Here is a 23,846-nt window from a genome sequence, read left to right on the forward strand (position 1 = left end):
CCCCACGGCGAATCCGTGGGAGAGGGAGCAGCATCATGGGTAAGAAGATCCTCCTCGTCATCGTCGGCCTCATCGCCTTCGGTGCATACGTCCTCGGCGCGAAGGCCGGCCGGACCCGCTATCGCGAGATCAAGCATGCGGCCGACGAGTTCTGGAACGACCCCCGCGTCGCGAAGGCTCGCAAGAAGGCCGTGAAGAACGCGAAGAAGGCCACCGCGAAGGCTCAGAAGGAAGTCCAGAAGAAGCTCCACTGAGCACATTCGCTCGGAGCGGCCGGTGGCTGATGCGCGCACAACTCCTGCTGGAGGGACCGCGCGGAGCCGAGCAGACGCGGACAGGCCCGGAGCTGATGCTCCGGGCCTGTCGCATGGCAGGAGTTGTGGACGAGTCGTCGGCGCTACAGCACCTTCGACAGGAACGCCCTCGTCCTCGCGTGCTGCGGGTTGGACAGCACCTCGCGTGGATCTCCGGCCTCGACGACCACGCCTCCGTCCATGAACACGAGTGAGTCCGCGACCTCACGGGCGAACCCCATCTCGTGCGTCACCACGATCATGGTCATGCCGTCCTTCGCGAGACCCTTCATGACGTCGAGCACCTCACCGACGAGCTCCGGGTCGAGCGCCGAGGTCGGCTCGTCGAACAGCATGAGCTTCGGATCCATCGCGAGCGCCCGAGCGATCGCGACCCGCTGCTGCTGCCCGCCCGAGAGGTGACCCGGGTACGCGCCGGCCTTGTCGGACAGTCCGACGCGATCGAGCAGTTCCTTCGCACGCTGTTCAGCGGCCGCGCGCCGTTGCCCCTTCACCTGCATGGGTGCCTCGATGATGTTCTCGAGTGCCGTCATGTGTGGGAAGAGGTTGAAGCGCTGGAACACCATGCCGATGTCCCGGCGCTGTTTCGCGGCCTCCTTGGGCTTCAACTCGTAGAGCGTGCCGCCGCGCTCGCGGTAGCCGATCAAGTCGCCCTCGACGAGCAGGCGCCCGCCGTCGACGCGCTCCAGGTGGTTGATGCAGCGGAGGAACGTCGACTTGCCGGAACCCGACGGTCCGACCAGACACATCACCTCGCCGCGCTGCACCGTCAGCGAGATGTCCTTCAGGACGGTGTTCGATCCGAAGGACTTCACGACGCGCTCCGCGCGGACCATCGGCATCGTCGAGCTGTCGGCCGTCATCGTCGTTCTCCACTCGTGCCGTCGACGTCGTCGCCGAGGTGTGCAGCTTGTTCGCGACGCTGTTGTGCTTCCTGCGTCTGGATGGCCTCGGTCGTGGCGGGCGCTCCGGCGTCGATGCGGGTGAGTCCGCGCGCGAAGCGTTTCTCGAGGAAGTACTGCCCGACCATCAGGATCGACGTGAAGAGCAGGTACCAGAGCGACGCGACGATCAGCAGCGGGATCGGGTTGAACGTCTCGGACGAGATGTCCCGCGACCTCGTGTACAGCTCCTGCGTGAACGGCACCGCCGTCACGAGCGAGGTCGTCTTGAGCATGGAGATCACCTCGTTGCCCGTCGGCGGGATGATGATGCGCATCGACTGCGGGAGGATGACCCGTCGCATCGTCTGCGCCCAGCTCATACCGAGGGCTGTGGACGCCTCCTCCTGGCCGCGGTCGACGGAGAGGAGACCGGCACGCACGATCTCCGACATGTAGGCGGCCTCGTTGAGTGCCAGCCCGATGACCGCGATCCAGAACGTGTTCAGTGCGGCATCCGTCGGCAGCTGCGCGATCGGCGGCAGGAACGGGAGCCCGATGTTCAGCGTCGGGTAGATGGTGGCGAGCAGTCCCCAGAAGACGAGCTGCACGTACACCGGAGTGCCACGGAACAACCACACGAATCCCCACGCGATGGCCTTGAGCACCGGGTTCGGCGACAGCCGCATGATCGCGAGCACCACACCGAGGACGATCGCGCCGATCATCGAGTACACCGTCAGCTGGAGGGTGATGAGGGCGGCCATCGTGATCCGTCGGTCGAAGACGTACTTGCCGACGGCAGCCCAGTCGTACGCCGGGCGGGTGGCGGCATCGGCGACGAACGCGACGAGGAGCAGCAGGATGATGACCGCGAACACGTTCCGCCAGGGGTGGCGGAGCTTCACGACCTTGAGCGGTACGGGCGCTCCGGGTTCGCCCGGCGTCCGAGCACTCTCGGACGCCGGGGTGTTGGTGCGGGGATCGCTCATCGTCAGCTCGTCGCGCCGTTGACGTCGATCTTGTCGATGGCGCCGGACTCGACGCCCCACTTGCTGAGGATGTCGCCGTACGTCCCGTCGTCGAGGAGTGACTGCAGCGCGGCCTGCAGCGCCTTGCCGAGGTCGCCGCGGTCCTTCGCGATCGGCATGCCGTAGAGGAACGTCGAGTAGATGTCGCCGGAGAGTTCCAGCTTGCCGTCGCTCTGCTGCACCGCGTACTGCACGACGGGGGAGTCGGCCGTCATCGCATCCGCGCGACCGAGCGTGAGCGCTGCCGTGGCCTCGTCCTGTGTGTCGTAGCCGAGCGCCTCGATGGCCGGCTTCCCCGCGTCGATGCACGCCTGCGACTTCGCCGGTACGTCGTCGAGCGCCTCGGTCGTCCCGTTCTGCACGGCGACCTTCAGCCCGCAGGCGTTGTCGGGATCGACGGTCTTCCCCGCGAGCGTCGCCCACTGGATGCCCGCGGTGAAGTAGTCGACCATGTCGACCTGCTGCTGACGCTCCTTGGTGTCGAAGAACGACGAGAGGCCGACGTCGTACTTCCCGCCGGTGATGCTCGGGATGATGTTGTCGAACTTCGCGACCTGGTAGTCGGTGGTGAGTCCGAGCTTGCCGGCCATCGCGTCGGCGAGCTCGATCTCCCAACCGATCGGGTCACCGTTCGCGTCCTTGAACTCGTTCGGCGCATAGGTGGCGTCGGTGCCGAGGATGAGCTTGCCGGCCTCGCGGATGTCGTCCGGAAGCAGCGCCTCGGCGGCCTTGTCGACGGTGACCGCGGCAGCTGAACCGGTGGCGTCCGGCGTGGCGACCTCGTTGTTGACGCAGCCGGTGAGGAGCAACGCGGCAGTCGCCGTGAGCGCCGCCGGGAGCAGGTATCGGTTCTTCTTCATGGTGTTCCTTGCTCGATCGATGTGGTGTTGGTGGTGGAGGTGAAGACTCGGCGTCCGGCGATCCAGGTGCTGACGGTCCTGGTGCTCACGATCTGGTCTGCGGGACGGGCGAAGGGGTCGCGGTCGACGACGACGAGGTCGGCGATCGCGCCGACCTCGATGCGGCCGGCGTCGTCGCGGTGGTTGATCCGGTTCGAGCCGTCCGTGTAGGCGGCGACGGCCTGACCGAGCGTGAGCGCCTGCCCAGGGTTGAGCGGCACTGGCGAGTGGTCCGGGTCGTCGGCCGGCAGTGTGCGGTTGACGGCGACGTGCAGGGCCTCCCACGGGTCCGGTGTGGTGACCGGCCAATCGGAGCCCGCGCCGAGCATCGCGCCGAGCCTCAGCGCGCCGCCGAACGGGTACTGCCAGCCCGCGCGCTCATCGCCGAGGAGCGGCAGGTTCAGCTCCAGCATCTGAGGCTCCCAGGTCGCCCAGAGCGCCTGGATGTTCATCGCGACATCCAGCTCGGCGAAGCGGGGGAGGTCGTCGGGGTGCACGATCTGGACATGCGCGATGTGGTGGCGGTTCGTCGAGACGCCGTTGCGGGCTCTGGCAGCCTCGAGCGCGTCGAGGCACTCGCGGACCGCACGGTCGCCGATCGCGTGGAAGTGCAGTTGGAAACCGGCGGCGTCGAGCCGGACGACCGCTTCGGTGAGCGCCGCGGGGTCGATGAAGGAGATCCCGCGGTCCTGCACTGCGGCTTCGCCACAGTCGCAGGTGCGCAGGTAGGGGTCGATCATCGCGGCGGTCCGGTTCTCGGGGATGCCGTCCTGCATGATCTTGATCGTGCCGGCGGTGAAGCTCCCAGGCCGGTCGACCGTCGCCGCCTGGCGCTCGGCGATCGTCGCCCGACGTGCGATGAGTTCGTCGATCTGCTCGAGCCCGCGTTCGCGATCCCACCAGAGCGCGCCGACGACCGTGCTCGTGAGCGTGCCGTCCTCGACCGCGGCCAGGTAGGTGGGGCTCGTGTCGGTGTGGCTGCCGTAGTCGCCCACGATGGCGTCCTGCCAACCCGTGACCCCGAACGAATGCAGCGTGTGCTGGGCGGCGAGCAGGGCGGCCGCGACCTCCGCGGTCGTGTCCACCGGGACGAGCTTCGACACGAGGGCTCTCGCCCCCTCGTGGAGCGAGCCGTTCGGGGTGCCGTCGACGCCCCGTTCGATGCGTCCGTCGACCGGGTCGGGCGTCGTGCTGTCGATGCCGGCGAGGTGGAGCGCGGTCGAGTTCACCCAGGCGCCGTGATGGTCCCGGTTCTGCAGGAAGACGGGTCGATCCGGCACGATGCGGTCGAGATCGGCAGCGAGTGGTGTGCCGCCGGGGAACGCCGCCTGCTGCCACCCGCCGCCGACGATCCAACGTCGTTCAGGGTGGGCTGCGGCGTAGGCCGAGATGGCGGCGAGGTAGCCCGCCGGCGTGCGCTCTGCGGAGAGGTCGCACGCCAACTGTTCGAGCCCGGCCTCGACGGGGTGCACGTGCGCGTCGACGAATCCTGGGAGCAGGAGGCCACCGTCGAGGTCGACGAGTTCGGTGTCGGGGCCGATTGAGGCGAGGGCATCGTCGTCGAGGGCGGTGATACGGCCGGCGGTGACGGCGACGGCACCCGGTCGGGGAGCGAGCAGGGCGCTGCGGAAGACGGTGCCCTCTACGAAGACCGTGTCCGCATTGCTCGTCATGTCACCTGCTCGAAGCGTCGGTGGTGCCGTCTGGCCCGCGCGGCGTCCTTGCCGCGCTGGCGGTATCGAGAGCATAACCCGGATCGCGATACCGGATTCGTCCGCCGGATCGCATTTCTGCAACGGAATCCACGGGCCGCCCGTGCTCACAACTCCTGCTCAGCGTGAGTTGAGCGGCCCGGACGTGCGGACGGGCCCGGAGCAGATGCCCCGGACCCGGCGAATTGCAGGAGTTACGAACGTGGACTACGCGGCGAGGGGGCTCAGTCCCTCGACGAGTGGGGTCGTCGGACGACCGATGAGGCGGCTGAGGTCGCCGCTCGTGTCGCCGAGCAGACCGTCACGCGTGTTGCCGTCGAGCGCGACGACGAAGCCGACCGTGCCCTCGTCGAGCCCGGCTGCCGTGAGTGCGGCGGCGTGGTCCTCGGGGGAGAGGTCCTGGTAGACGACCTCGCGGCCGGCGAGTTCACCGATGGTCTGGGCGAGCTGTTCGTGGGTCCAGGCGACGTCACCGGACAGCTCGTAGACCGCGCCCTCGTGGCCCTCGGTGACGAGGACGACGGCTGCAGCCTCGGCGTAGTCGGTGCGCGAGGCGCTCGACACGCGGCCGTTGCCGACACTGCCGACGAACGAGCCGGTCGCAGTCGCCTGCTGGACGGTCTGCGCGTAGTTCTCGGTGTACCAGCCGTTGCGGAGGAAGGTGAACGGGATGCCGGAAGCGCGGATGAGCTCCTCGGTCGCCTTGTGCTCCGGAGCGAGGACGAGCGCGGAGGTGTCGGCCTTGGGAGCGCTCGTGTAGACGATGCGGGCGACGCCGGCACGCTTTGCGGCGTCGATCACGTTGGCGTGCTGGGCGACCCGCTGGCCGACCTCGCTGCCGGAGACGAGCAGCAGCACGTCGCCGCTCTCGAGGACGGCGTCGAGCGTCGCGGGCTCGGTGAAGTCGACCGTGGCGGTCCGGACGCCCTGCTCTGCGAGGTCGGCGAGCGCCTCGGCGCGGCGACCGGTGGCGACGATGGAGGAGGGGTCGGTTCCACGGGCGAGGAGGTGCTCGACGACGAGGTGACCGAGGTGGCCGGTTGCTCCGGTGACGACGACAGACATGTGGTGGTCCTTTCGATGGGTTCGCTCAGGAGGAACCCGCTCCGCGACACATTACTTCCCGATCCGCAGTACCCACTTTCAGGTAAGGTACTTTCATGACGATCAGTTACGCGGAATCCCGGCGCCCCGGCTTCACAGACGGCGTCCTGCCGGCAGCCTGCCCGACGCGCACCGTGCTCGATCACGTGACGAGCAAATGGGGGGTCCTCGTCCTCCTCGCGCTGTCGGACGGGACGCACCGCTGGGGTGAGCTGCGCCGGGTGGTGCAGGGCATCAGCGAGAAGATGCTGGCCCAGACGCTCCGCACCCTCGAGCAGGACGGGCTCGTGGTCCGGGTCGCCTACCCGGAGATCCCGCCGCGCGTCGAATACAGCCTGAGTGACCGTGGGCGCGCGCTCAACGAGCACCTGCTGCCGCTCATGTCCTGGATCGACGACAACGCTGCAGCGATCACCGGCCGCTAGCACCTCGCCCGAGGGCTGCCAGGACGTCGACGAGGGTCGACGGATCGCCCACGTTGCCCGGGACCACGACGTAGAGTTTGTCCTCGCCCTCCGGCGTCACGAGGCTCCAGACCGAGACGCCGGGCAGGACCTGCCCCAACACCCGAGCGCGTCGCGCTCCGAGTCCGAGGCGCGCGACCTCGGCGGAGGTGATGCCGCCCTTCGAGACGACGACCTCGACCGATCCGCGCAGGGCTGCCGTCGCGGTGGTGAGTGCGACCATGACGCGCTCGCCGTGTTCCAGCGTGTTGTGTGCGGCGTCGCGGACACGCTCGGAGGAGATCGACACGAAGCCCGTCTCCAGGAGTCGTCCGCGGGCGGTTGCAGCGACCTCGAGGCCGGTCGTCGCCGCGTCTCGCAGTGCCTCGTCCGTCGCGACGTGGACGGCGGTGCCGAATGCGGCCTCGACCGGTTCGAGCTGCCGTGTCGCCCCGATCGTGTGCGAGCCGCAGACGAGCAGGGTGTTCACGGCCCCGCTGAGCAGCGGACGCTCGAGCAGGCCGACGCTTTCGACGCCGGCGATCGCAGCCGCCAGCGGGGAGGCGGAGCGGACGACGACGTCGGCATCGTCGGCCCAGGCGTCGGTGATCGCGCTCGCGAGAGCGCGGATGTCGGCGGCGGTCTCGGCGTCTGGAAGGAGCACGGTGCCGCGGTGTGCTTCCCGGAGGGCCGCCCGGAACGCGGGGGCGCCGGCACGCACGTCGTCGAGACCGAAGCGCAACGAATCGAGTCCTGCCTGCTCGCGGACGTAGTCGGGCAGGTACCCGGACCGGAACGGGAACACCGGATCCAGGGCGTACTCGGTCTCATGCGCCGGTACCGTCTCGTCGCCGATCCGCACGAGGTGGGTGCCGTCGACCGTCGTACGCCCGCCCTCCGGGAAAGCGGGAACGAACACGACGACGCTGTCCTCGCCCGCGAACACCGCGGTCTCCGGGAACACATGCCCGCGCAGTGTGGAGTCGCCGCGGAGCACGACGTGGATGCGCTCGCCGAGTCGACGTCCGGCCTCTCCGGCCTCATCGCGAGTGCGCTCCAGGAGGCCCACCGCCGCAGACTCCGACACCGCCCGTGTGTTCGTCAGCAGGTAGACGGTGTCTGCCGCGCGAAGGGTGGACTCGAGCAGGTCGGCGTCCCACTCGAGCAGGACGTCCACGCCTGAGGCCGACTGCGTGCCGGTCGGGTCGTCGTCCAGGATGATCGTCTTCACGCGCCGACCCCCTGGTAGGTCTCGATGACCCTGGAATCGTCGCGAGACCCGAGGCCGGCGGTCGCCGCCGCCAGGAACCGCTCGCGCGCCGCGTCGAGGACGGGGGTCGTGGCGCCGGCGGCGCTCGCCGCTTCGGCGACCAGGCCGGTGTCCTTGACGAAGATGTCGACGCGGCTCATGACGGGCGCATCGGTGCCCTCGAGCATCCGTGGGCCGCGGTCCGAGAGCATCCAGGAGGCGGCTGCACCGGACTCGACGAGGGGCAGGACGGTGGCGGGATCGAGGCCGAGCGATGACGCGAGTGCGAGGGCTTCGGCCGCTGCGGCGATGTGCACGGCGCAGAGGTGCTGATTGACGACCTTGATGGCCTGACCGTCGCCGATCGCTTCGCCGACGAGCTTCACCGTGCCGAGCGCCGCGAGCGGTGTCGCAGCCGAGGTGGTGCTCTCGGGTGCACCCGAGACGAACATGGTGAGTTCACCGGTGCTCGCACGGGCGACGCCGCCGGTGACGGGGGCGTCGACGACGGCGGCGCCGGCGCCTTCGAGGCGGGCCGCCTGCTCGATGACGGAGGCGGGCCCGACGGTACTCATGATGATCCAGGTCTGGCTGTCGACAGTGGTGCGCTCGAGAGCGAGGTCGACGAGCGTTGCGAGCTGCTCGGGGGTCGCGACCATCACGACGACGGTTTCGGCCCCTGGTGCGTCGGCGATGGAGTCGACCGCTGGGATGCCGAGTTCGCTCGCCCGCTCGTGCGCTGCGGGGAAGGGGTCGACGCCGGTCACTGCGAACCCGGCCGCAGCGAGCTGTACCGCCATCGGAAGCCCGATCGCGCCGATGCCGACGAAGGTGAGCTTGGGTGCGGGCTGTGGCGTCGATGCCATGGCGTCCTCCAGTACATTGGTTGGACCAATCGTATCCGTCGGGGTGCACCACGACAAGCGGTCTCGCCCCGGTGCGGGCGCGGACCCAGCCCCTCGACAAGCTCGGTGAGCCGGGTCGGGCCTGCGGGCGGGAATGGTCCGCTCGCGGGCGCGCTCCGGTCGCTGAGCTTGTCGAAGAGCCCGCGGGCCGTGTCGGCCATCGCGTCCGCGAACGCCGCCGACCGCGCCAACAACCGCGCCTCCCGAGCATCCGACACCGCACGCTCCCGCGCAATCACCACGAACTCATCCGACAACGCAGCCAACCCCGCCGCGAACACCTCACTCGGATGCGGAAGGCAGGGCTGCTCGGTCATGACACCAGTCCACCATCGACCACTGACATTCAAGATGCTCAGACAAGGGCCCCTCGACAAGCTCGGGGACGGCGTGGACGCGGCGATTGAACGTGGGCCTTCGACAAGCTCGGGGAGCGGGACTGGTCGTCGCAGTCGGATGGCTGCGTGGATCAGCGCGGGTCGTCTTCGCCGAGCCGCAACCAGTCCTCGAAGTGCTGGTGCATCGCGGCGCGGGCGGCGTCCGGGTCGCGGGCCGCGAGTGCGTCGACAACCGCGTGGTGCACGCTGTCGGTCTTCCGTACGCCGTCCATATCCGGCCGCTCGACCTCGATCGCCTGCAGACGCCTTGCCCTGATCGTCTCGCGCAGGACGTGACTGAAACCCTCGTGCATGAGTCTGAGGATCGGATCGTCGACGATGGTGTTCAGTCGGCTGTGGAAGGTGACATCGGCTTCAAGCGCCGCCTCGTGATCCCCCGCGAGCGTGGCGGCGATCATCCGGTCGACATCGTCGCGGAGCAGAGCGATCTCGTCGTCGGTGACCAGCCCGGCGGCGGCCTCCGCGACGGTCACCTCGACCATCATCCGCGATCGCGCGAACTGCTCGTCCGTGAGGTAGCCGAGCTGGCGGGAGACCGTGAACCAGCTGCGGACGAAGCCGTCACCCGGAGCATCGAGGTATGTGCCGCGGCCCTGGGTGCGATACAGGAAGCCGAGCCGTTCCAAGACGGCGAGTTGTTCGCGCAGCGCCCCGCGACTCATCTCGAGTGCTTCGCCGAGTTCGCGCTCCGGTGGCAGCCGCCGCGCAGTCGTGCCGGGTTCCGGGGTGGCGAGCTCGAGGAGTTTGCCGACGAGCGCCTCGAGCGGTTCCGCCATGCTGCCCCCTCGATTGGTCTGACCGGTTTCGATGGTATCCCGTGGGCACCTCGGTCGGCTCAGTGCGTGGCAACCATGCCCATGGGTATGCAGAACGCCCGCCCCGACGGATCGGGACGGGCGTCGAGCACTGCGCGCGGGTCAGACCGCCTGGAGGGCCTGCACGGCGCTCGTGAAGAACGCGAGGCCGTCGACGCCGGAGCGCATGGCATCGCGGGTGTCGGGTCCGAAGCCGGGCTCGATGGCGTGCTCAGGGTGCGGCATGAGACCGACGACGTTTCCAGCCGGGTTGGTGAGGCCGGCGATGTCGTCCAGCGAGCCGTTGGGGTTGACGCCCGCGTAACGGAAGGCGACCAGACCCTCTGCTTCGACGCGCTTGAGCGTCTCGGCATCGGCAATGTAGCCGCCGTCGGCGTTCTTCAGCGGGATGGTGATCTCCTGGCCCTTGGAGAACTGGTGCGTCCAGGCGGTGTCCGCGTTCTCGACGGTGAGGAGCTGGTCGCGACGGATGAACTGCTGGTGCGCGTTGCGGATCAGGCCGCCGGGCAGCAGGTGCGCCTCGACGAGCATCTGGAAGCCGTTGCAGATGCCGAGGATGGGCATGCCCTTGGCAGCGGCTTCCTTCAGCTCCGTCATGATGGGGGCGACGGCCGCGATCGCGCCGGCACGCAGGTAGTCGCCGTAGCTGAAACCGCCGGGGAGGATCACCGCGTCGACACCCTGGAGGTCGTGGTCACCGTGCCAGAGTGCGACCGCCTCGGCGCCTGCCATCGTCACCGCGCGCTGGGCGTCGCGGTCGTCGAGGGAACCGGGGAAGGTGATGACACCGATACGGGTCGTCATGCCTCGGAGCCCTCGGGGTAGTGGATCGCGACGACGTCCTCGATCACGGCGTTCGAGAGGATGTCGTCGGCGATCTGCTGCATCGTGGCGCGGGTGGCGTCGGTGATGGGTCCTTCGACAGTGAGCTCGAAGCGCTTCCCGATGCGGACGTCGGTGAACTCGCTCTGCCCGAGACGGGCGAGGGCGCCGGCGACGGCCTTGCCCTGCGGGTCCAGCAGTTCGGCTTTCGGCATGACTTCTACGACGATGGTCGGCACGGAGATCTCTTTCGTTGCGACGCGGCGGGGACCCGAACAGTCTAGCGGTGAGCGCGCGACGCCCGTCCGACGGGAACGTACGGACGGGCGTCGCGCGATGCGCGCTACTCGGGGAGAGCGGCGTCCGCTTCGTTCGCGTCTCCGGCGATGCCGCGGGCGAGCGTCTTGTTCCGGAAGAAGTCCGGCCGCAACTTCGCCTGGATGAGCATGATGACGATGCCCGCGACGATGATGATCATGCCGAGGATGAACACGAGCCCCACGCCGCCGATGTTCGATCCGCTGCCGTAGTCGGGGTTCGCGCTCTCGATGATCGTGGTGAAGAACAGCACGCCCAAAATGAGCCCGCCGACGAGCGGGGAGAAGAACTGGAAGAAGAAGTTCCGCGCGCTCGAGAACCACTGCTTCCGGAAGTACCAGACGCACGCGAACGCGGTGGGGCCGTAGTAGAAGCAGATCATCATGCCGAGGGTCGTGATCGTGTCCCACAGGACGTCCTCGGAGATGAATCGCATGACCGCGTAGAACACGGATGCGACGATGCTCGAGACGATCGTCGCGTATCCCGGGGTGAAGAACTTCGGGTGCACCTTGGAGAACTTCGGCGACAGCGCACCGTAGTGACCCATTGCGAGCAGGGTGCGCGCGGGCGAGACGAAGGTCGACTGCAGCGAGGCCGCGGAGGACGACAGGACCGCGATCGACACCAGGATGGCGAGCGGCCCGAGGATGGGGCCGGCGAGCGAGAAGAACACGTTGCCCTGGATGTCCTCGTTGCCGAGTCCGAACTCGCCGTCGCCGACACCCGCGTAGTTGATGAGCGCGACCGACAGGAACAGGTAGAGGATGACGATGATGACGACGGTGGCGGTTGCCGCCTTGCCCGGCGTGGAGTTCGAGCCCTTCGTCTCCTCGCTCATCGTCAGCGTCACGTCCCAGCCCCAGAAGATGAAGATGGAGAGCGAGAGCCCGGCTGCGAAGGCGCTGAAGGAGCCGACGGCGAACGGGTTGAACCAGTCGAGCGAGATCGGCAGGGCGTCGAACGCGTCACCACCTGCGACGTGGGCGAACGCGACGATGCCGAACAGCACCATCACGAGGAGCTGGAAGCCGACGAGCACGTACTGCAGCTTCTGCGTCGTCTGCATGTCGCGGTACGAGATGAGCGTCGCGCCGAGCATGAACGCCAGACAGGTGACGACGTTGATGAACGGGTTCGACGTCAGGTTCGCGATGTCGGGGTTCTGGAAGATCTGCGACAGCATCAGGTAGAAGAAGTCCACCGCGATGCCCGCGAGGTTCGACAACACGACGATCGTGGCGGCGATGAGTCCCCACCCGGCCATCCAGCCGACCCACGGCCCGAAGGCACGAGTGGCCCAGGTGAACGAGGTGCCGGAGTCCGGCATGCGGCTGTTGAGCTCGCGGTAACCGAACGCGACGAGCAGCATCGGGATGAAACCGACGAGGAAGATCGCCGGTACATGCGTGCCGACCTCTGCGACCGTCGGGCCGAGCGCGCCCGTCAGCGTGTACGCAGGGGCGATGCAGGAGATGCCGATGACGATCGCACCGACGAGGCCGACGGTCCCGGCGCCGAGTCCCTTCTTGGAGAGCGCGCCGGTTGCGGTCGTCTCGGGGTGCGCGATGTCTCGGGCCGGGGTGGTTTCTGGAGGGGTCATGACGGGTCTCCGATGGTCAGCACGGAGTCGCGGGGTACGACGACCATGGGTACGGGTAGCTCGCGCAGCATCTTCGCTGCGGTGGAGCCGAGGAAGAGGTGCTTCGGGGCTGCCAATCGGCTGGAGCCGACGAGCACGATCTCCGCAGGCTTCCACTCGAGGGTCGCGACAGCGTCCTCGATGCGGGTGCCGCCGGCGATCTCGGTGGTGACGGTGACGTCGTTCGGGAGGTGTTCGCTCGCATAGGCGAGGACTTCGGCTGCGTGCGCCTCGGCGCGTGCCGTCGCTTCGGGGTGCTCTGCGCCTTCGGGCTGGTCGAGTGCGACGAGGGAGACGAGTCGGAGTGGGATGCCGGCGTTCTTCGCAACGACGATCGCGGCATCGAGCAACTGGTGCGCACCGGCCCTGGTGCCGATCGCGCACGTGATGCGGCTGATGGTGCCGCCGGTCGGCTGGGCCTCGAGGAGGTCGCGGCTGCCGACCGGGGCGAGGGCGACGGGGACGACGGCCGAGTGCAGGAGCGTGTTCGCGACACTGCCGAGGGTGAACCGCCCGAGGAAGCCGCCGCGGGCGGCTCCGATGATGATGAGGCCCCCCTCGAGGATGCGGGACGCCTCGAGCAGACCCTCCGCGAAGGACTCGTCGTAGACGAGGTGTGACTTGGCGGTGATGTCGTCGGGGACGGCAGCAAGTGCTTCATCGAGCCAGCGGTCTGCGGTCTCGCGCAGGAAGCGTTCGTAGCCGGGGTCGGCCGGCGTGATCGTCGGGCGCTCCTCGTTGGCGAGCACGAGGACGATGTCGAGTCTGGCGCCGGTGGTCCTCGCGATCCGGATGCCGAGCGCGAGGGCGTCGCGCCCTGCCGAGGTGTCGGTGTAGCCAACGATGTATCTCATCTGATGTTCGCTTTCGATCGGGTGCGACCCTTCGGCACGCGGTTCCTGAGCTGGTCGACGGGCAGGACGGCGGAGCGGAGCGCACAGCGGTGTGCGTAGTTCGTTGGTGCAGGGTATCGACGGGTGGGGGCCCTCGACAAGCTCGGGGAGCGACGCGGGAGCCTCGACAAGCTCGGGGAGCGGCGTCCGGTCACCGAGCTTGTCGAGGTGTGATGCTGGTGCTGCTTACGCCTGGTGGCGGCTGACGATGGCGGCGGCGGTGTCGGCGCCCTTGCGGATCGCGCCGTCGACGTGCTGGTAGCCCTCGGCGGCGAGGTCGCTGGTGGACCAGTAGAGGGGACCGACCGGCGTCGACTGCATCGCACCATAGCGCGAGAGCCCACCGAGGTCGAAGCTCGCAGCGTACGCGCCACGTGTCCATTCCTCGCTGCCCCAGTCGCTCTCGTAGTACACGACCGGGGAGAGCGCCTGCTCGCCGTAGTAGTGCGACAGCGAGGTCAGGATGCGTTCGCGACGCTCCTCGACGCTGAGCTTGAAGACCTCGTCGGCGCGTTCGTCGGAGATGAAACCGACCAGCGTGCCGCGCGGGTCCTCGTGGTTGGTGTTGTCGTATGCCTCGTGGACGATCTCGTACGGGCTGAACGAGGTGCCGGAGAGGCCGTCCTCTCGCCAGAAGGGCGTCTCGTAGACCGCGTGCACCTTGATGACGAGCCCGAGCGACATGTGCTGGTGCATCTGGTGGCTGAGGCGTGGCAGGGGCGGCTGGAAGTCGATGCGCGTGTAGAGGTTCGGCGGGACGGCGACGATCGCGTAGCGGGCGTTCACGGTGACGCCGTCCGCCTCGGCCGAGACGCCGGCGTCGGACCATTCGAGGCGGCGTACCGGTGACGACAGGTGGACGTCGTCGCCGAGGGCTTCCGCGAGCTTGATCGGGACCTGCTGCAGGCCGCCGACGACGCGCTTGTCGAGGATGAAGTCGGCCTCCACGAGGTGCGTGAAGCTGCCGGCCGACGCCGCCATGAGCAGCGCCTGCAGGAGCGAGAAGGAGTGGGAGGGCTTCGTCAGCATCGCAGCACCGATGAAGAGCGCGATGTTGTCGCGGGCCTCCTGATCGTCGGTCTGCTCCAGGAGCCACTGGCTCCAGGAGATGTGGTCGTACTCCTTCGCGCGGGCGTGCGCCCAGGGCTCCTCGACTCCGACCTCTGCGACGAGTTTGTCGAGGAGGACGATGAGTCGCTCCATCTCGGCTGCGGTCGACTCCGCGACAGGGAAGATGTCGCCGGTGAAGCGGGTGCGCTCGCCATCGCCGTTGATGTAGACGCTGTCGCCGTCGCGATAGCGCGAGTAGGTGTCGAGGCCGAGCTCGGCGAGGGTGTCGATGAGGGCGGTCTGGTCGGGGGAGACCCACTGCCCGCCGATCTCGAGCATCGCGCCCTCGATGTCGTTCGTCCAGAGGCGGCCGCCGACGCGGTCGCGTGCTTCGAGGACGGCGACGGACAAGCCGGCCGCTTTCAGTTTCGTCGCGGCCGTCAGGCCCGACGCTCCGGCGCCGATGATGACGACGTCGCGTTCGATGACGCTCATGGTGTGCTCCTGTTCAGGGCCCTTCAGCTCGCCTGGCTCACGACGAGCGACGAGCTGGGGGACCGGGTCATGCGGTTGTCGGTTGTGCCGGATGGTTCAGACGTCGAGGCTCGACATCACGTGCTTGATACGGGTGTAGTCCTCGACGCCGTAGGACGAGAGGTCCTTGCCGTAGCCGGACTTCTTGAAGCCGCCGTGGGGCATCTCGGCCGCGAGGATGATGTGGGTGTTGATCCAGACGCAGCCGAAGTCGAGGTCGCGGGAGACGCGGAGCGCCTGACCGTGGTCTTTCGTCCAGACGCTGGCGGCGAGGGCGAAGTCGACGCCGTTCGCCAGTTCGATCGCCTCCTCCTCGGTGCTGAACGGCTGCACCGTCAGCACGGGGCCGAAGGTCTCCTCCTGGACGCACGCGTCGGTCTGACGCACACCGGTGATGACGGTCGGCGCGAAGAAGAAGCCCTGGTCGCCGACACGCTTCCCGCCGGTCGCGATCGTGGCGTGATCCGGCAGGGCGGCGATGACGCGCTCGACCTGACCGAAGTGGTTCACGTTGTTGAGCGGGCCGTAGAACGCGTCGTCGACGGGCCCCGTGACGGTGGCCTCGGCTGCCGCGACGAGCTCGGTGACGAACTCGTCGTGGATGCTCTCGTGCACGATGACGCGAGTCGCTGCCGTGCAGTCCTGGCCGCCGTTGAAGTAGCCGGCTTCCGCGATCGCGGCTGCCGTCGCGGCGAGGTCGGAACCCGGGAACACGATGACGGGAGCCTTCCCGCCGAGTTCGAGGTGCGCGCGGTGCAGCTGCTTGGCGGCGGAGGTGGCGACGGCCTGACCGGCACGGACAGAACCCGTGATGGCGACAAGGCCGGGCGTCGGGTGCTCGGTGAGCAGCGCCCCCGTCGAGGCGTCGCCCAGGACGACGTTGAACACGCCGTCGGGCAGGATGCCGCGCGTCAGCCCGGCGAGGACGAGCGTCGACTCCGGCGTGGTGTCGCTCGGCTTCAGGACGATCGTGTTGCCGGCGGCGAGCGCCGGACCGATCTTCCAGATGGCCATCATGAACGGATAGTTCCAGGGAGTGACCTGGCCGACGACGCCGATGGGCTCGCGACGCACGTAGGAGGTGAAGCCCTCCACGTATTCACCGGCGGACTTGCCCTCGAGCACGCGTGCGGCTCCCGCGAAGAAGCGGATCTGATCGGCGCCGGCGATGACCTCTTCGGCTTTGACGGTCGGTTTGGGCTGGCCGGTGTTGCGGTGCTGGGCCTCCACGAGGTCGTCCGCCGCGGCCTCGATGGCGTCCGCGAGCTGCAGCAGGGCGGCTTGGCGCTGGCCGGGCGTCGAGCGGTTCCAGCTCTTCGCGGCCGCTGCGGCTGCGGCATAGGCGGCGTCGACGTCCGCCTCGTTCGAGATGGGGGAGACCGCGACGACGGTTTCCGTGGCCGGGTTCACGACCTCGAGGGTGTCGGTTCCCGAGGCGTCGACGAATGCTCCACCGATGAAGTTCTGGAGGATCGAGTCTGGCATGGCCATTCCTTTCGCAGAGATGTGTCGATTATGGCGGTTTCATCAGCGCGATGAAACCGCAGGTGTCGATTTCGTCGGTGAAATCTGCGAAATGCGACGTTTTCGGTTGTTCGGCCCCTCGGGGAGTTCGGGGAACGATGGTGGGACTGATACCCCTCGACAGGCTCGGGGATCGGGACGGCCCGGCGCCGGTGTGCCGGTCGCCGAGCCGGCCGAGGCGCGCTAGCCGATGGGCGTCATCGTGTACTTCGTGTAGAGGTACTCGTGGATGCCCTCGAGACCGCCTTCGCGGCCGATACCGGACTGCTTGACGCCGCCGAACGGAGCCGCCGCGTTCGAGATGACGCCGACGTTCAAGCCCATCATGCCCGTCTGGAGGCGTCCGATCATGCGCTGACCGCGTGCCAGGTCTGTCGTGAACACGTACGAGACGAGGCCGTATTCGGTGTCGTTCGCGAGGCGGACGGCGTCGTCCTCGTCGTCGAACGGGACGATTGCGAGGACCGGACCGAAGATCTCCTCACGGAGGATCTCCGAGCCGGGTGCGACACCCGTGATGACGGTCGGCTCGAAGAAGGCGCCGGGGCCGTCCACGGCGGCACCGCCGGTGAGGACCTCTGCGCCACGCTCGACGGCATCGCCGACGAGCGTCGTCGCCTTGGAGACGGCCCGGTCGTCGATGAGGGGCCCGATCGTCACGCCGTCCTCCGTGCCGCGACCGATCCGGAAGGCGTTCACCCGTTCGGTGACCCGCTTCGCGAACTCGTCGGCGACGTCGCGGTGGACGATGAACCGGTTCGCTGCGGTGCAGGCCTGGCCGATGTTCCGGAACTTCGCCGCGATCGCGCCGTCGACGGCCTTGTCCAGGTCGGCGTCCTCGAAGACGACGAACGGGGCGTTGCCGCCGAGTTCCATCGAGGTGCGCAGGACGTTCTTTGCGGACTGCTCGATGAGCTTCTGGCCGACGGGTGTCGACCCGGTGAAGCTCAGCTTGCGCAGCCGGGAGTCGGCGATGATCGGGCCGGAGACGGCGGACGACGTCGAGGTCGTGATGACGTTGACCACACCCTTCGGCAAGCCCGCCTCTTCGAGCAGCTGCACGAAGTACAGCGTCGTGAGCGGGGTGAGCTCGGCAGGCTTGATGACCACGGTGCAGCCGGCGGCGAGGGCTGGAGCGATCTTGCGGGTGGCCATGGCGAGGGGGAAGTTCCAGGGCGTGATGAGGAAGCATGGGCCGACGGGGTGCTGCGACACGGTCATGACGCCGGTGCCCTCGGGGTTCGTGCCGTACCGACCCGAGATGCGCACGGCCTCCTCGGAGAACCAGCGGAGGAACTCCCCGCCGTAGGTGACCTCACCGTTCGCCTCGGCCAGCGGCTTGCCCATCTCGAGCGTCATGAGCAGTGCGAACTCCTCGCGGCGCTCCTGCAGGAGGTCGAAGGCCTTCCGCAGGATGTCCGAGCGTGTGCGCGGAGCCGTCGCGGCCCAGTCGTCCTGCGCAGCGACGGCGGCGTCGAGGGCGGCAGCACCATCGGCGACCGAGGCGTCCGCGATGGTCTTGATGACATCGCCCGTGGAGGGGTCGCTCACCGTGAGGGTCTTGCCACCCTCGGCGTCACGCCATTCGCCTCCGATGAAGAGGCCGGAGGGGACCTTCGTGAGCAGTTCGGTTTCGCGTGCATCGGTCATGGGTGGTGCTCCTTGCTGGTGTCGGTGACGTCGGTGACAGTGTTTCAGCGGTGCCGCCCCTCGACAAGCTCGGGGAGCAGGGTTGTGCATGCCACACCCCGCTCCCGGGCCTGTGGAGCGGGGTCGACGGTTCAGTTCGTGGCGAGGGCCTCGAGGACGACGTCGAGTCCTTCCTCGAGCAGCTCGAGCGGGATGGTGAGCGGCGGGAGGAAGCGGACGACGTTGCCGTAGGTGCCGCAGGTGAGCACGATCACGCCAGCCTGGTGCGACGCCTTCGCGACGCGCGCCGTGAGGGCGGCATCGGGCTCTCCGGTCGTCGGGTCGACGAACTCGACGGCCATCATGGCGCCGCGGCCGCGGATGTCGCCGATGCGTGGGTCGTTCGCCTGCGCGGCGGTGAACCGATCGACGATGTGCTGTTCGATGGTGCGGGCGGAGGCCGCGAGGTCTTCCTCCTCGTATGCCTCGATGGCGGCGAGCGCGGCGACACACGCGAGCGGGTTGCCGCCGTAGGTGCCGCCGAGGCCGCCCGCGTGCGGGGCGTCCATGATCTCGGCGCGGCCCGTCACGGCGGACAACGGCAGGCCGCCGGCGATGCCCTTCGCGGTGATGATGACGTCGGGGACGATACCGAAGTGCTCGGAGGCGAACATCGCTCCGGTGCGCGCGAAGCCGGTCTGCACTTCGTCGGCGATGAAGACGACATCGTTCGCGCGTGCCCAGTCGAGCAGGGTGGGGAGGAACCCCTCGGCCGGGACGATGAACCCGCCCTCGCCCTGGATGGGCTCGATGATGATCGCGGCGAGGTTGTCGGCGCCGATCTGCTTCTCGATCTGGGTGATGGCGCGCTGAGCTGCGTCGACACCGGAGAGCCCGCCGTCGCGGAAGGGGTAGGAGAGCGGCGCGCGGTACACCTCCGACGCGAACGGGCCGAAGCCGCTCTTGTACGGCATCGACTTCGCGGTGAGCGCCATCGTGAGGTTGGTGCGACCGTGGTACGCGTGGTCGAACGCGACGACAGCCTGCTTCTTCGTGTGGCTGCGAGCGATCTTCACGGCGTTCTCGACGGCCTCGGCGCCCGAATTGAACAGCGCGGTGCGCTTCGCGTGGTCGCCGGGGGTCAGGCGGTTGAGGGCTTCGGCCACCTCGACATAGGAGTCGTACGGCGTGATGGTGAAGCAGGTGTGGGTGAACTCCTGCAACTGACGGGTGACGGCTTCGACGACCCTCGGGTTGCTGTTTCCCACGCCCGTCACGGCGATGCCGGAACCGAGGTCGATGAGCGAGTTGCCGTCGACGTCGACCAGCACGCCTCCACCGGCACCGGCCGCGAAGACGGGCATGGTCGTACCGACACCGGAGGCGACCGCGGCGTGCTTGCGGGCCATGAGTTCTTCCGAGATCGGGCCGGGAATGGCAGTGACGAGGCGTCGCTCCTGCGGGAGCGACGGACCGCCGAGGACGGGATGCGAGCCCTGCGCACGCTCCGCGGTCGGGGTGGCGGTGGCCGTGCTACTGCTGCTCGTCATCGATGCTCCGTCTGTCTGGGGGAGGGTCCTGCGGCGCTCGCCGGGGATCCCTCGCACGTCGTTGGAGCCATGCTAGGCAGGAGCCCCGACCACAACACCCGACAGAATGTCCACCATGCGAGGTATTGATGGACGATCTGGCAGATCGTCGTAGACTCACGCCATGGCTCCATCGCTGCAGCAGCTCCTCGACCACCACGCCCTCGGCCTGAAGCTCGTCGTCGCGGGCGCAGCCGGTGCACTCGCCCGACCCGTCGCCTGGGTGTCGGGCTCCGATCTGCCGGACCCCACGCCGTTCCTCATCGGACAGCAGATCGTCCTCACGACGGGTACCCAGTTCGGCACGGCGGTCTCGGCGACCCAGGTGGAGGCGTACGTGGCACGGCTGGCGGCTGCGGGGGTGTCCGGTATCGGCTTCGGGACCGAGGTCATCACGGCCGGTACCCCGGCGGAGCTCGCCGAGGCATGCGCGGCGCACGGAGTCCCGCTGTTCGAGGTGCCGTACCGCACACCGTTCATCGCCGTCATCCGCTATGCGGCAGATCTCATCGCGGAAGCGGCGAGGGCAAGGGACGCATGGGCACTCGGAGCGCAGCGCGCCATCGCCTTCGCCGCCCTCCGACCCGACGCGACTGCCGCCGTCGTGACCGAACTCGGACGTGCGCTCGGAGCGTGGGTCGTCCTGTTCGATGCGCACGCAGCGATCGTCGCGCGTGGTGGGGCAGCGGTCGCCGACCCCGCGGAGGCCGATCCGATCGCCGCACGCGTGGCGTCGGAGGCGACGCGGCTGCTGCAACGTGGACAGCGGTCGGGGGCCACGCTGGCTGGACGCAGCGGCACGGTCTCCCTGCAGACCCTCGGCCGACGAGGCGACCTCCGCGGGGTGCTCGCGATCGGGGGGACCGACGGGCCGCTCGACGCTGCGGCTCAGAGCGTCGTGACCTCCGTCGTCGCGATCGCCGGGCTCACCCTCGAACAGCGGGGAGCGCTCGGGCGGGCCGGCCGCTCGCTCCGATCCGGCGTCTGGCGACTGCTGCTCGCCGGTCAGGGGCAGGCCGCACGTGGCGTCGCCGACGAGCTGGGCACGCCACTGCCGACCGGCGCCGTCAGGGTGGGCGTCTGCTCCGCTCCCGGTGAAGCCCGGGAATCGCTGTTGACCGAGCTGGAACGCGCCGACCCTCCGCCTGCCGGCGCACTGTTCGTCGCCGAACACGACGGCCGCATCGTGCTGCTCACGGCCGACGCCGGTGACGGATCAGGTGGGAGCGACGATCCATGGACGACACTGGACGCGATGATCGGCTCAGTCCCCGACCGTCGTCTCGGCCTTTCCCGACCGATCGCGCTCGCCGAACTCAGCGTCGGCCTGGACCAGGCGGTCTCCGCCCATGAACAGGCGACGGCCTCCGGACAGGCAGTGGTGCGGTTCGGTGCGCTCGCCGCAGCAGGGATGGCCGGCCTGCTCGATCCGGTCCGGGCAGCCGCGGTGGCCGAGGAACTCCTGCAACCGGTGCTCCGCGTCGATCGGGAGGAGGGCACGGCGCTGGTCGAGAGCCTGCTCGGATGGCTCGAGTCGAACGGGCAGTGGGACCCGGCGGCGAAACGCCTCGGCATCCATCGGCACACGCTTCGCAACCGGATCACGCGTGTCGAGCAGCTGCTGGGGCGTCCGCTCGACACCTTCGCCGCTCGCGCAGAGCTGTGGCTCGCGCTCGGTGCGCTTCGACAGGCTCAGTGAGCGGGAGGAATCTCCTCGTGGAGGGAGCGCAGCGCGGTGACCACGTCATCGTGCCAACGGCGTGAGGCGGGCAGGACCCCGCCGAAGATCGGGGTGTCATGGGTCGCGCCGAGGTACATCACGCCGCTCGCGTCGACACCGTCGGCGCGGAGGGCCGCGAGGTAGGCGGCCCCGTCACCGCGGAGGGGGTCGTATTCGGCCGTGAGGATCACCGCGCGCGGCAGGCCGGCGTGCGACCGAGCCAGCAGGGGGGACGCGTGAGCCTCCTTCGCCTGCCGACGATCGAGCAGGTAGGTCTTCGCGACGGAGCGCAGCTCCCTGATCGCGAAGATGCGGGGGATCCCCATCTCGCGCACCGGGCGGAGGTCGATGTGTCCACCGGTCAGGTCGGTGACGGGGACCTCGAGCAGCTGGAGGCTGATCGGGAGACCGTTGCGCTCGCGGTTCACGATCGTCAGTGCCGCAGCGATGCTTCCACCCGCGGACACCCCGGCGACGGCGATCCGCCCGCGATCGACTCCGAGCGTCGCGGCCTCGGCGAACAACCACTCCAGCGCGGCATGTGCCTGTTCCAGTTGGGTCGGGTAGCGGTGTTCGGGGGCGAGGGCGTAGTCGACGGCGGCGATGACGACACCGGCGTCGGCCGCACGGCGTCTGAAGCCCGCGTCCGTCGTCGGATAGTCGATGCCGCCGATGCGATAGGCGCCGCCGAAGAACGACAGGACCGCGGGTACCGGCGCATCCGAGGTGTCGGACGGCGGGTAGTAGAGCCGCACGCGGACGTCCGGGAACTGGTCGACCGGGACCGTGTGCTCCTCGATGCGCAGCTCCGGTCCCGCGACACCGACGGTCGTCAGCTCCTTCTTGTCCCAGTTGAGCGCAGCCTTCCGGTGCTGCGCACGGGTCTTCTTCCTCCGAGGCGCTCCCGTGGTCGCCTTCGCCGTCGGCTTCGCGGTCGTCTTGGACGCAGTCGTCGTCGCGCTCCCGCCCGACGGTTTCGGCCGGGGCACCGTCTTCGTCCGCGGGCGCAGGAAGAACGCCTTCGCCTGCTCGAGTGCCGTGGAGATGAGATAGGCGCGGTGCGTCCGTGCTCGTTCGGCGAAGATCGGGTCGAGGGGCAAACGACTCACCTGCTCTGCTACTCGGATGGGCGGTTCACAGCAGTCTAGGCGCGTGCGCAGAGCACCAGCTGTCGGGCAGATGCCGCATCCTTCCGCGGCGCTTCACCCGCTGTTCACCGACCGGCCCAGCCCCGTTCGAGTGCCGCTCGTAGCGTGATCGCACGTACGGCACACAGCAGTGCCCGCGTCGATCACCCGCTGCACTCCGGGGGGAGCGGGCGGGTGCATCGATCCTTCTGAAAGGTACGTCCCAGCACATGAACCTCTCCCTGACCCGCGTCGCAGCGCTCGGCGCCGCAGCGCTCCTCTCGATCGGCCTCGCCGCCTGCTCGAGCGCCACCGCCAGTGACACCGGTTCCGCTGGGTCCGGCACGTTCGCCGTCGACGACCAGACGCTCGTCTTCGGGGTCGTGCCCGACAGCGTCGACACCCAGACCAACTACCAGCCGCTCATGGACTACATCGCTCAGGAGACCGGCAAGACCGTCGAGTACCACGAGTCGACCGACTACGCCGCGCTCATCGAGGCGGCTGTCGCCGGGAAGATCGACGTCGCGTCCTTCTCCGGATTCACGTACGTGACCGCGCTCAATAACGGCGCGAAGATCACCCCGGTGTCATCGATCATCACCGAGGAGGGGCAGGAGCCCGGCTACTACTCGGAGGCCATCGTCCCGAAGGGGTCCTCGATCAAGACCATCGCGGACATGGCCGGCAAGAAGGTCTGCTTCGTCGATCCGTCATCGACCTCCGGCTACCTGTTCCCGAGCTACAACCTGCTGAACGCCGGCATCGACCCCGAGACCGGCGTGACGCCGGTGTTCGCGGGCAAGCACGATGTGTCCGTGACGAAGGTCGGCGAGGGGGTCGAGTGCGAGGCGGGCTTCGCAGAGGACTCCGAGGTCGAGAAGAGCGACAAGGTCGAGGTCATCGACCGCACGATGGTTCCCGGAGCGCCGATCGTCGTCTCCGACGTCCTGCCGACCGATGTGAAGGACTCGCTGACGAAGGCGCTGTCCGAGGTCACCATCGACCAGATCATCGACTCGGGTGTGAAGAGCGCCGACAGCGACGCCTTCCGCGCCACCTTCTGGGGGACCTCGCCCGTCGACGACGCGTACTACGACACCATCCGCGACATCTGCAAGAAGACCGACGCCAAGCAGTGCCAGGCCTGAGCTGAGGCCGTTGCCTGCACCTCGACAGGCTCGGTGAGCGGTGTTCCGTCCTCCGGTCGCTGAGCCTGTCGAGGTGCCCCACCACCATGATCACCG

The 23,846-nt window shown here is 68.6% G+C and carries 21 protein-coding genes; 4 read left to right on the top strand and 17 right to left on the bottom strand.

Features of this window, described 5'->3' with window-relative positions; translation table 11 throughout:
* The first annotated feature begins 35 nt into the window (after positions 1 to 35).
* Entirely contained in the window at positions 36 to 254 is a 219-nt protein-coding gene (locus tag ABMA10_RS06685; RefSeq protein WP_347868466.1) for a hypothetical protein, read from the top strand.
* Positions 255 to 397: 143 nt separating this feature from the next.
* On the opposite strand, the gene ABMA10_RS06690 is transcribed toward ABMA10_RS06685, so the two are convergent.
* The 5 genes from ABMA10_RS06690 to ABMA10_RS06710 form a co-directional block, all read right to left on the bottom strand.
* The gene (locus tag ABMA10_RS06690) at positions 398 to 1,177 is read right to left on the bottom strand and encodes an amino acid ABC transporter ATP-binding protein (RefSeq protein WP_347868467.1); all 780 of its coding nucleotides are present in this window, start codon (positions 1,175 to 1,177) and stop codon (positions 398 to 400) included.
* Complete coding sequence (locus ABMA10_RS06695) at positions 1,174 to 2,187, bottom strand: amino acid ABC transporter permease (protein ID WP_347868468.1); 1,014 nt, start codon at positions 2,185 to 2,187, stop codon at positions 1,174 to 1,176. Before ABMA10_RS06695 ends, ABMA10_RS06690 begins: the two co-directional genes overlap by 4 nt.
* A 2-nt stretch (positions 2,188 to 2,189) precedes the next feature.
* Positions 2,190 to 3,086, bottom strand: coding sequence for an ABC transporter substrate-binding protein (locus ABMA10_RS06700; RefSeq protein WP_347868469.1), 897 nt, complete (start codon positions 3,084 to 3,086; stop codon positions 2,190 to 2,192).
* Positions 3,083 to 4,798, bottom strand: coding sequence for an amidohydrolase (locus tag ABMA10_RS06705; RefSeq protein WP_431031318.1), 1,716 nt, complete (start codon positions 4,796 to 4,798; stop codon positions 3,083 to 3,085). Before ABMA10_RS06705 ends, ABMA10_RS06700 begins: the two co-directional genes overlap by 4 nt.
* A gap of 246 nt (positions 4,799 to 5,044) precedes the next feature.
* On the bottom strand, positions 5,045 to 5,902 hold the full coding sequence (locus ABMA10_RS06710; RefSeq protein ID WP_347868471.1) for an SDR family oxidoreductase: 858 nt from the start codon (positions 5,900 to 5,902) through the stop codon (positions 5,045 to 5,047).
* 95 nt (positions 5,903 to 5,997) lie between these two features.
* On the opposite strand from ABMA10_RS06710, the gene ABMA10_RS06715 reads away from it, so the two are divergent.
* On the top strand, positions 5,998 to 6,366 hold the full coding sequence (locus ABMA10_RS06715) for a winged helix-turn-helix transcriptional regulator (protein WP_347868472.1): 369 nt from the start codon (positions 5,998 to 6,000) through the stop codon (positions 6,364 to 6,366).
* On the opposite strand, the gene ABMA10_RS06720 is transcribed toward ABMA10_RS06715, so the two are convergent.
* The 11 genes from ABMA10_RS06720 to gabT all read right to left on the bottom strand — a co-directional run bounded on the left by ABMA10_RS06720 (position 6,353) and on the right by gabT (position 19,713).
* Positions 6,353 to 7,615, bottom strand: coding sequence for a four-carbon acid sugar kinase family protein (locus ABMA10_RS06720; protein ID WP_431031319.1), 1,263 nt, complete (start codon positions 7,613 to 7,615; stop codon positions 6,353 to 6,355). The genes ABMA10_RS06715 and ABMA10_RS06720 overlap by 14 nt on opposite strands.
* Positions 7,612 to 8,499, bottom strand: a complete 888-nt coding sequence (locus ABMA10_RS06725) for an NAD(P)-dependent oxidoreductase (protein ID WP_347868475.1) — start codon at positions 8,497 to 8,499, stop codon at positions 7,612 to 7,614. Before ABMA10_RS06725 ends, ABMA10_RS06720 begins: the two co-directional genes overlap by 4 nt.
* A gap of 508 nt (positions 8,500 to 9,007) precedes the next feature.
* Positions 9,008 to 9,712, bottom strand: coding sequence for a FadR/GntR family transcriptional regulator (locus tag ABMA10_RS06730; RefSeq protein ID WP_347868476.1), 705 nt, complete (start codon positions 9,710 to 9,712; stop codon positions 9,008 to 9,010).
* 141 nt (positions 9,713 to 9,853) lie between these two features.
* A complete protein-coding gene (gene purQ / locus ABMA10_RS06735; RefSeq protein ID WP_347868477.1) occupies positions 9,854 to 10,555 on the bottom strand; it encodes a phosphoribosylformylglycinamidine synthase subunit PurQ in 702 nt (233 codons plus the stop codon).
* A complete protein-coding gene (purS, locus tag ABMA10_RS06740) occupies positions 10,552 to 10,812 on the bottom strand; it encodes a phosphoribosylformylglycinamidine synthase subunit PurS (RefSeq protein ID WP_431031320.1) in 261 nt (86 codons plus the stop codon). Before purS ends, purQ begins: the two co-directional genes overlap by 4 nt.
* A gap of 104 nt (positions 10,813 to 10,916) precedes the next feature.
* On the bottom strand, positions 10,917 to 12,494 hold the full coding sequence (locus ABMA10_RS06745; RefSeq protein ID WP_431031321.1) for an APC family permease: 1,578 nt from the start codon (positions 12,492 to 12,494) through the stop codon (positions 10,917 to 10,919).
* Positions 12,491 to 13,387 carry a universal stress protein gene (locus ABMA10_RS06750; RefSeq protein WP_431031322.1) on the bottom strand — a complete coding sequence of 299 codons (897 nt, stop codon included), beginning with the start codon at positions 13,385 to 13,387 and terminating at the stop codon, positions 12,491 to 12,493. Before ABMA10_RS06750 ends, ABMA10_RS06745 begins: the two co-directional genes overlap by 4 nt.
* Before the next feature lie 225 nt (positions 13,388 to 13,612).
* Positions 13,613 to 14,971, bottom strand: a complete 1,359-nt coding sequence (locus ABMA10_RS06755) for a flavin monoamine oxidase family protein (protein WP_347868481.1) — start codon at positions 14,969 to 14,971, stop codon at positions 13,613 to 13,615.
* 96 nt (positions 14,972 to 15,067) lie between these two features.
* The gene (locus tag ABMA10_RS06760; RefSeq protein WP_347868482.1) at positions 15,068 to 16,495 is read right to left on the bottom strand and encodes an aminobutyraldehyde dehydrogenase; all 1,428 of its coding nucleotides are present in this window, start codon (positions 16,493 to 16,495) and stop codon (positions 15,068 to 15,070) included.
* Positions 16,496 to 16,717: 222 nt separating this feature from the next.
* Positions 16,718 to 18,184 (bottom strand): NAD-dependent succinate-semialdehyde dehydrogenase, encoded by a 1,467-nt coding sequence (locus ABMA10_RS06765; protein WP_347868483.1) that lies wholly within the window; start codon positions 18,182 to 18,184, stop codon positions 16,718 to 16,720.
* Positions 18,185 to 18,315: 131 nt separating this feature from the next.
* Positions 18,316 to 19,713, bottom strand: a complete 1,398-nt coding sequence (gene gabT, locus ABMA10_RS06770; protein ID WP_347868484.1) for a 4-aminobutyrate--2-oxoglutarate transaminase — start codon at positions 19,711 to 19,713, stop codon at positions 18,316 to 18,318.
* A 163-nt stretch (positions 19,714 to 19,876) separates the two neighbouring features.
* On the opposite strand from gabT, the gene ABMA10_RS06775 reads away from it, so the two are divergent.
* Positions 19,877 to 21,451 carry a PucR family transcriptional regulator gene (locus ABMA10_RS06775; protein WP_347868485.1) on the top strand — a complete coding sequence of 525 codons (1,575 nt, stop codon included), beginning with the start codon at positions 19,877 to 19,879 and terminating at the stop codon, positions 21,449 to 21,451.
* Here ABMA10_RS06775 and ABMA10_RS06780 read toward each other — a convergent pair.
* Positions 21,445 to 22,581, bottom strand: coding sequence for an alpha/beta hydrolase (locus ABMA10_RS06780; RefSeq protein ID WP_347868486.1), 1,137 nt, complete (start codon positions 22,579 to 22,581; stop codon positions 21,445 to 21,447). The two genes, ABMA10_RS06775 and ABMA10_RS06780, sit on opposite strands and share 7 nt — an antisense overlap.
* 248 nt (positions 22,582 to 22,829) lie before the next feature.
* On the opposite strand from ABMA10_RS06780, the gene ABMA10_RS06785 reads away from it, so the two are divergent.
* A complete protein-coding gene (locus ABMA10_RS06785) occupies positions 22,830 to 23,750 on the top strand; it encodes a phosphate/phosphite/phosphonate ABC transporter substrate-binding protein (RefSeq protein WP_347868487.1) in 921 nt (306 codons plus the stop codon).
* The last annotated feature ends 96 nt before the right edge of the window (positions 23,751 to 23,846 follow it).

The organism is Plantibacter sp. RU18, assembly GCF_050613355.1.
In the GTDB taxonomy this organism is placed as follows: Bacteria; Actinomycetota; Actinomycetes; order Actinomycetales; family Microbacteriaceae; genus Plantibacter.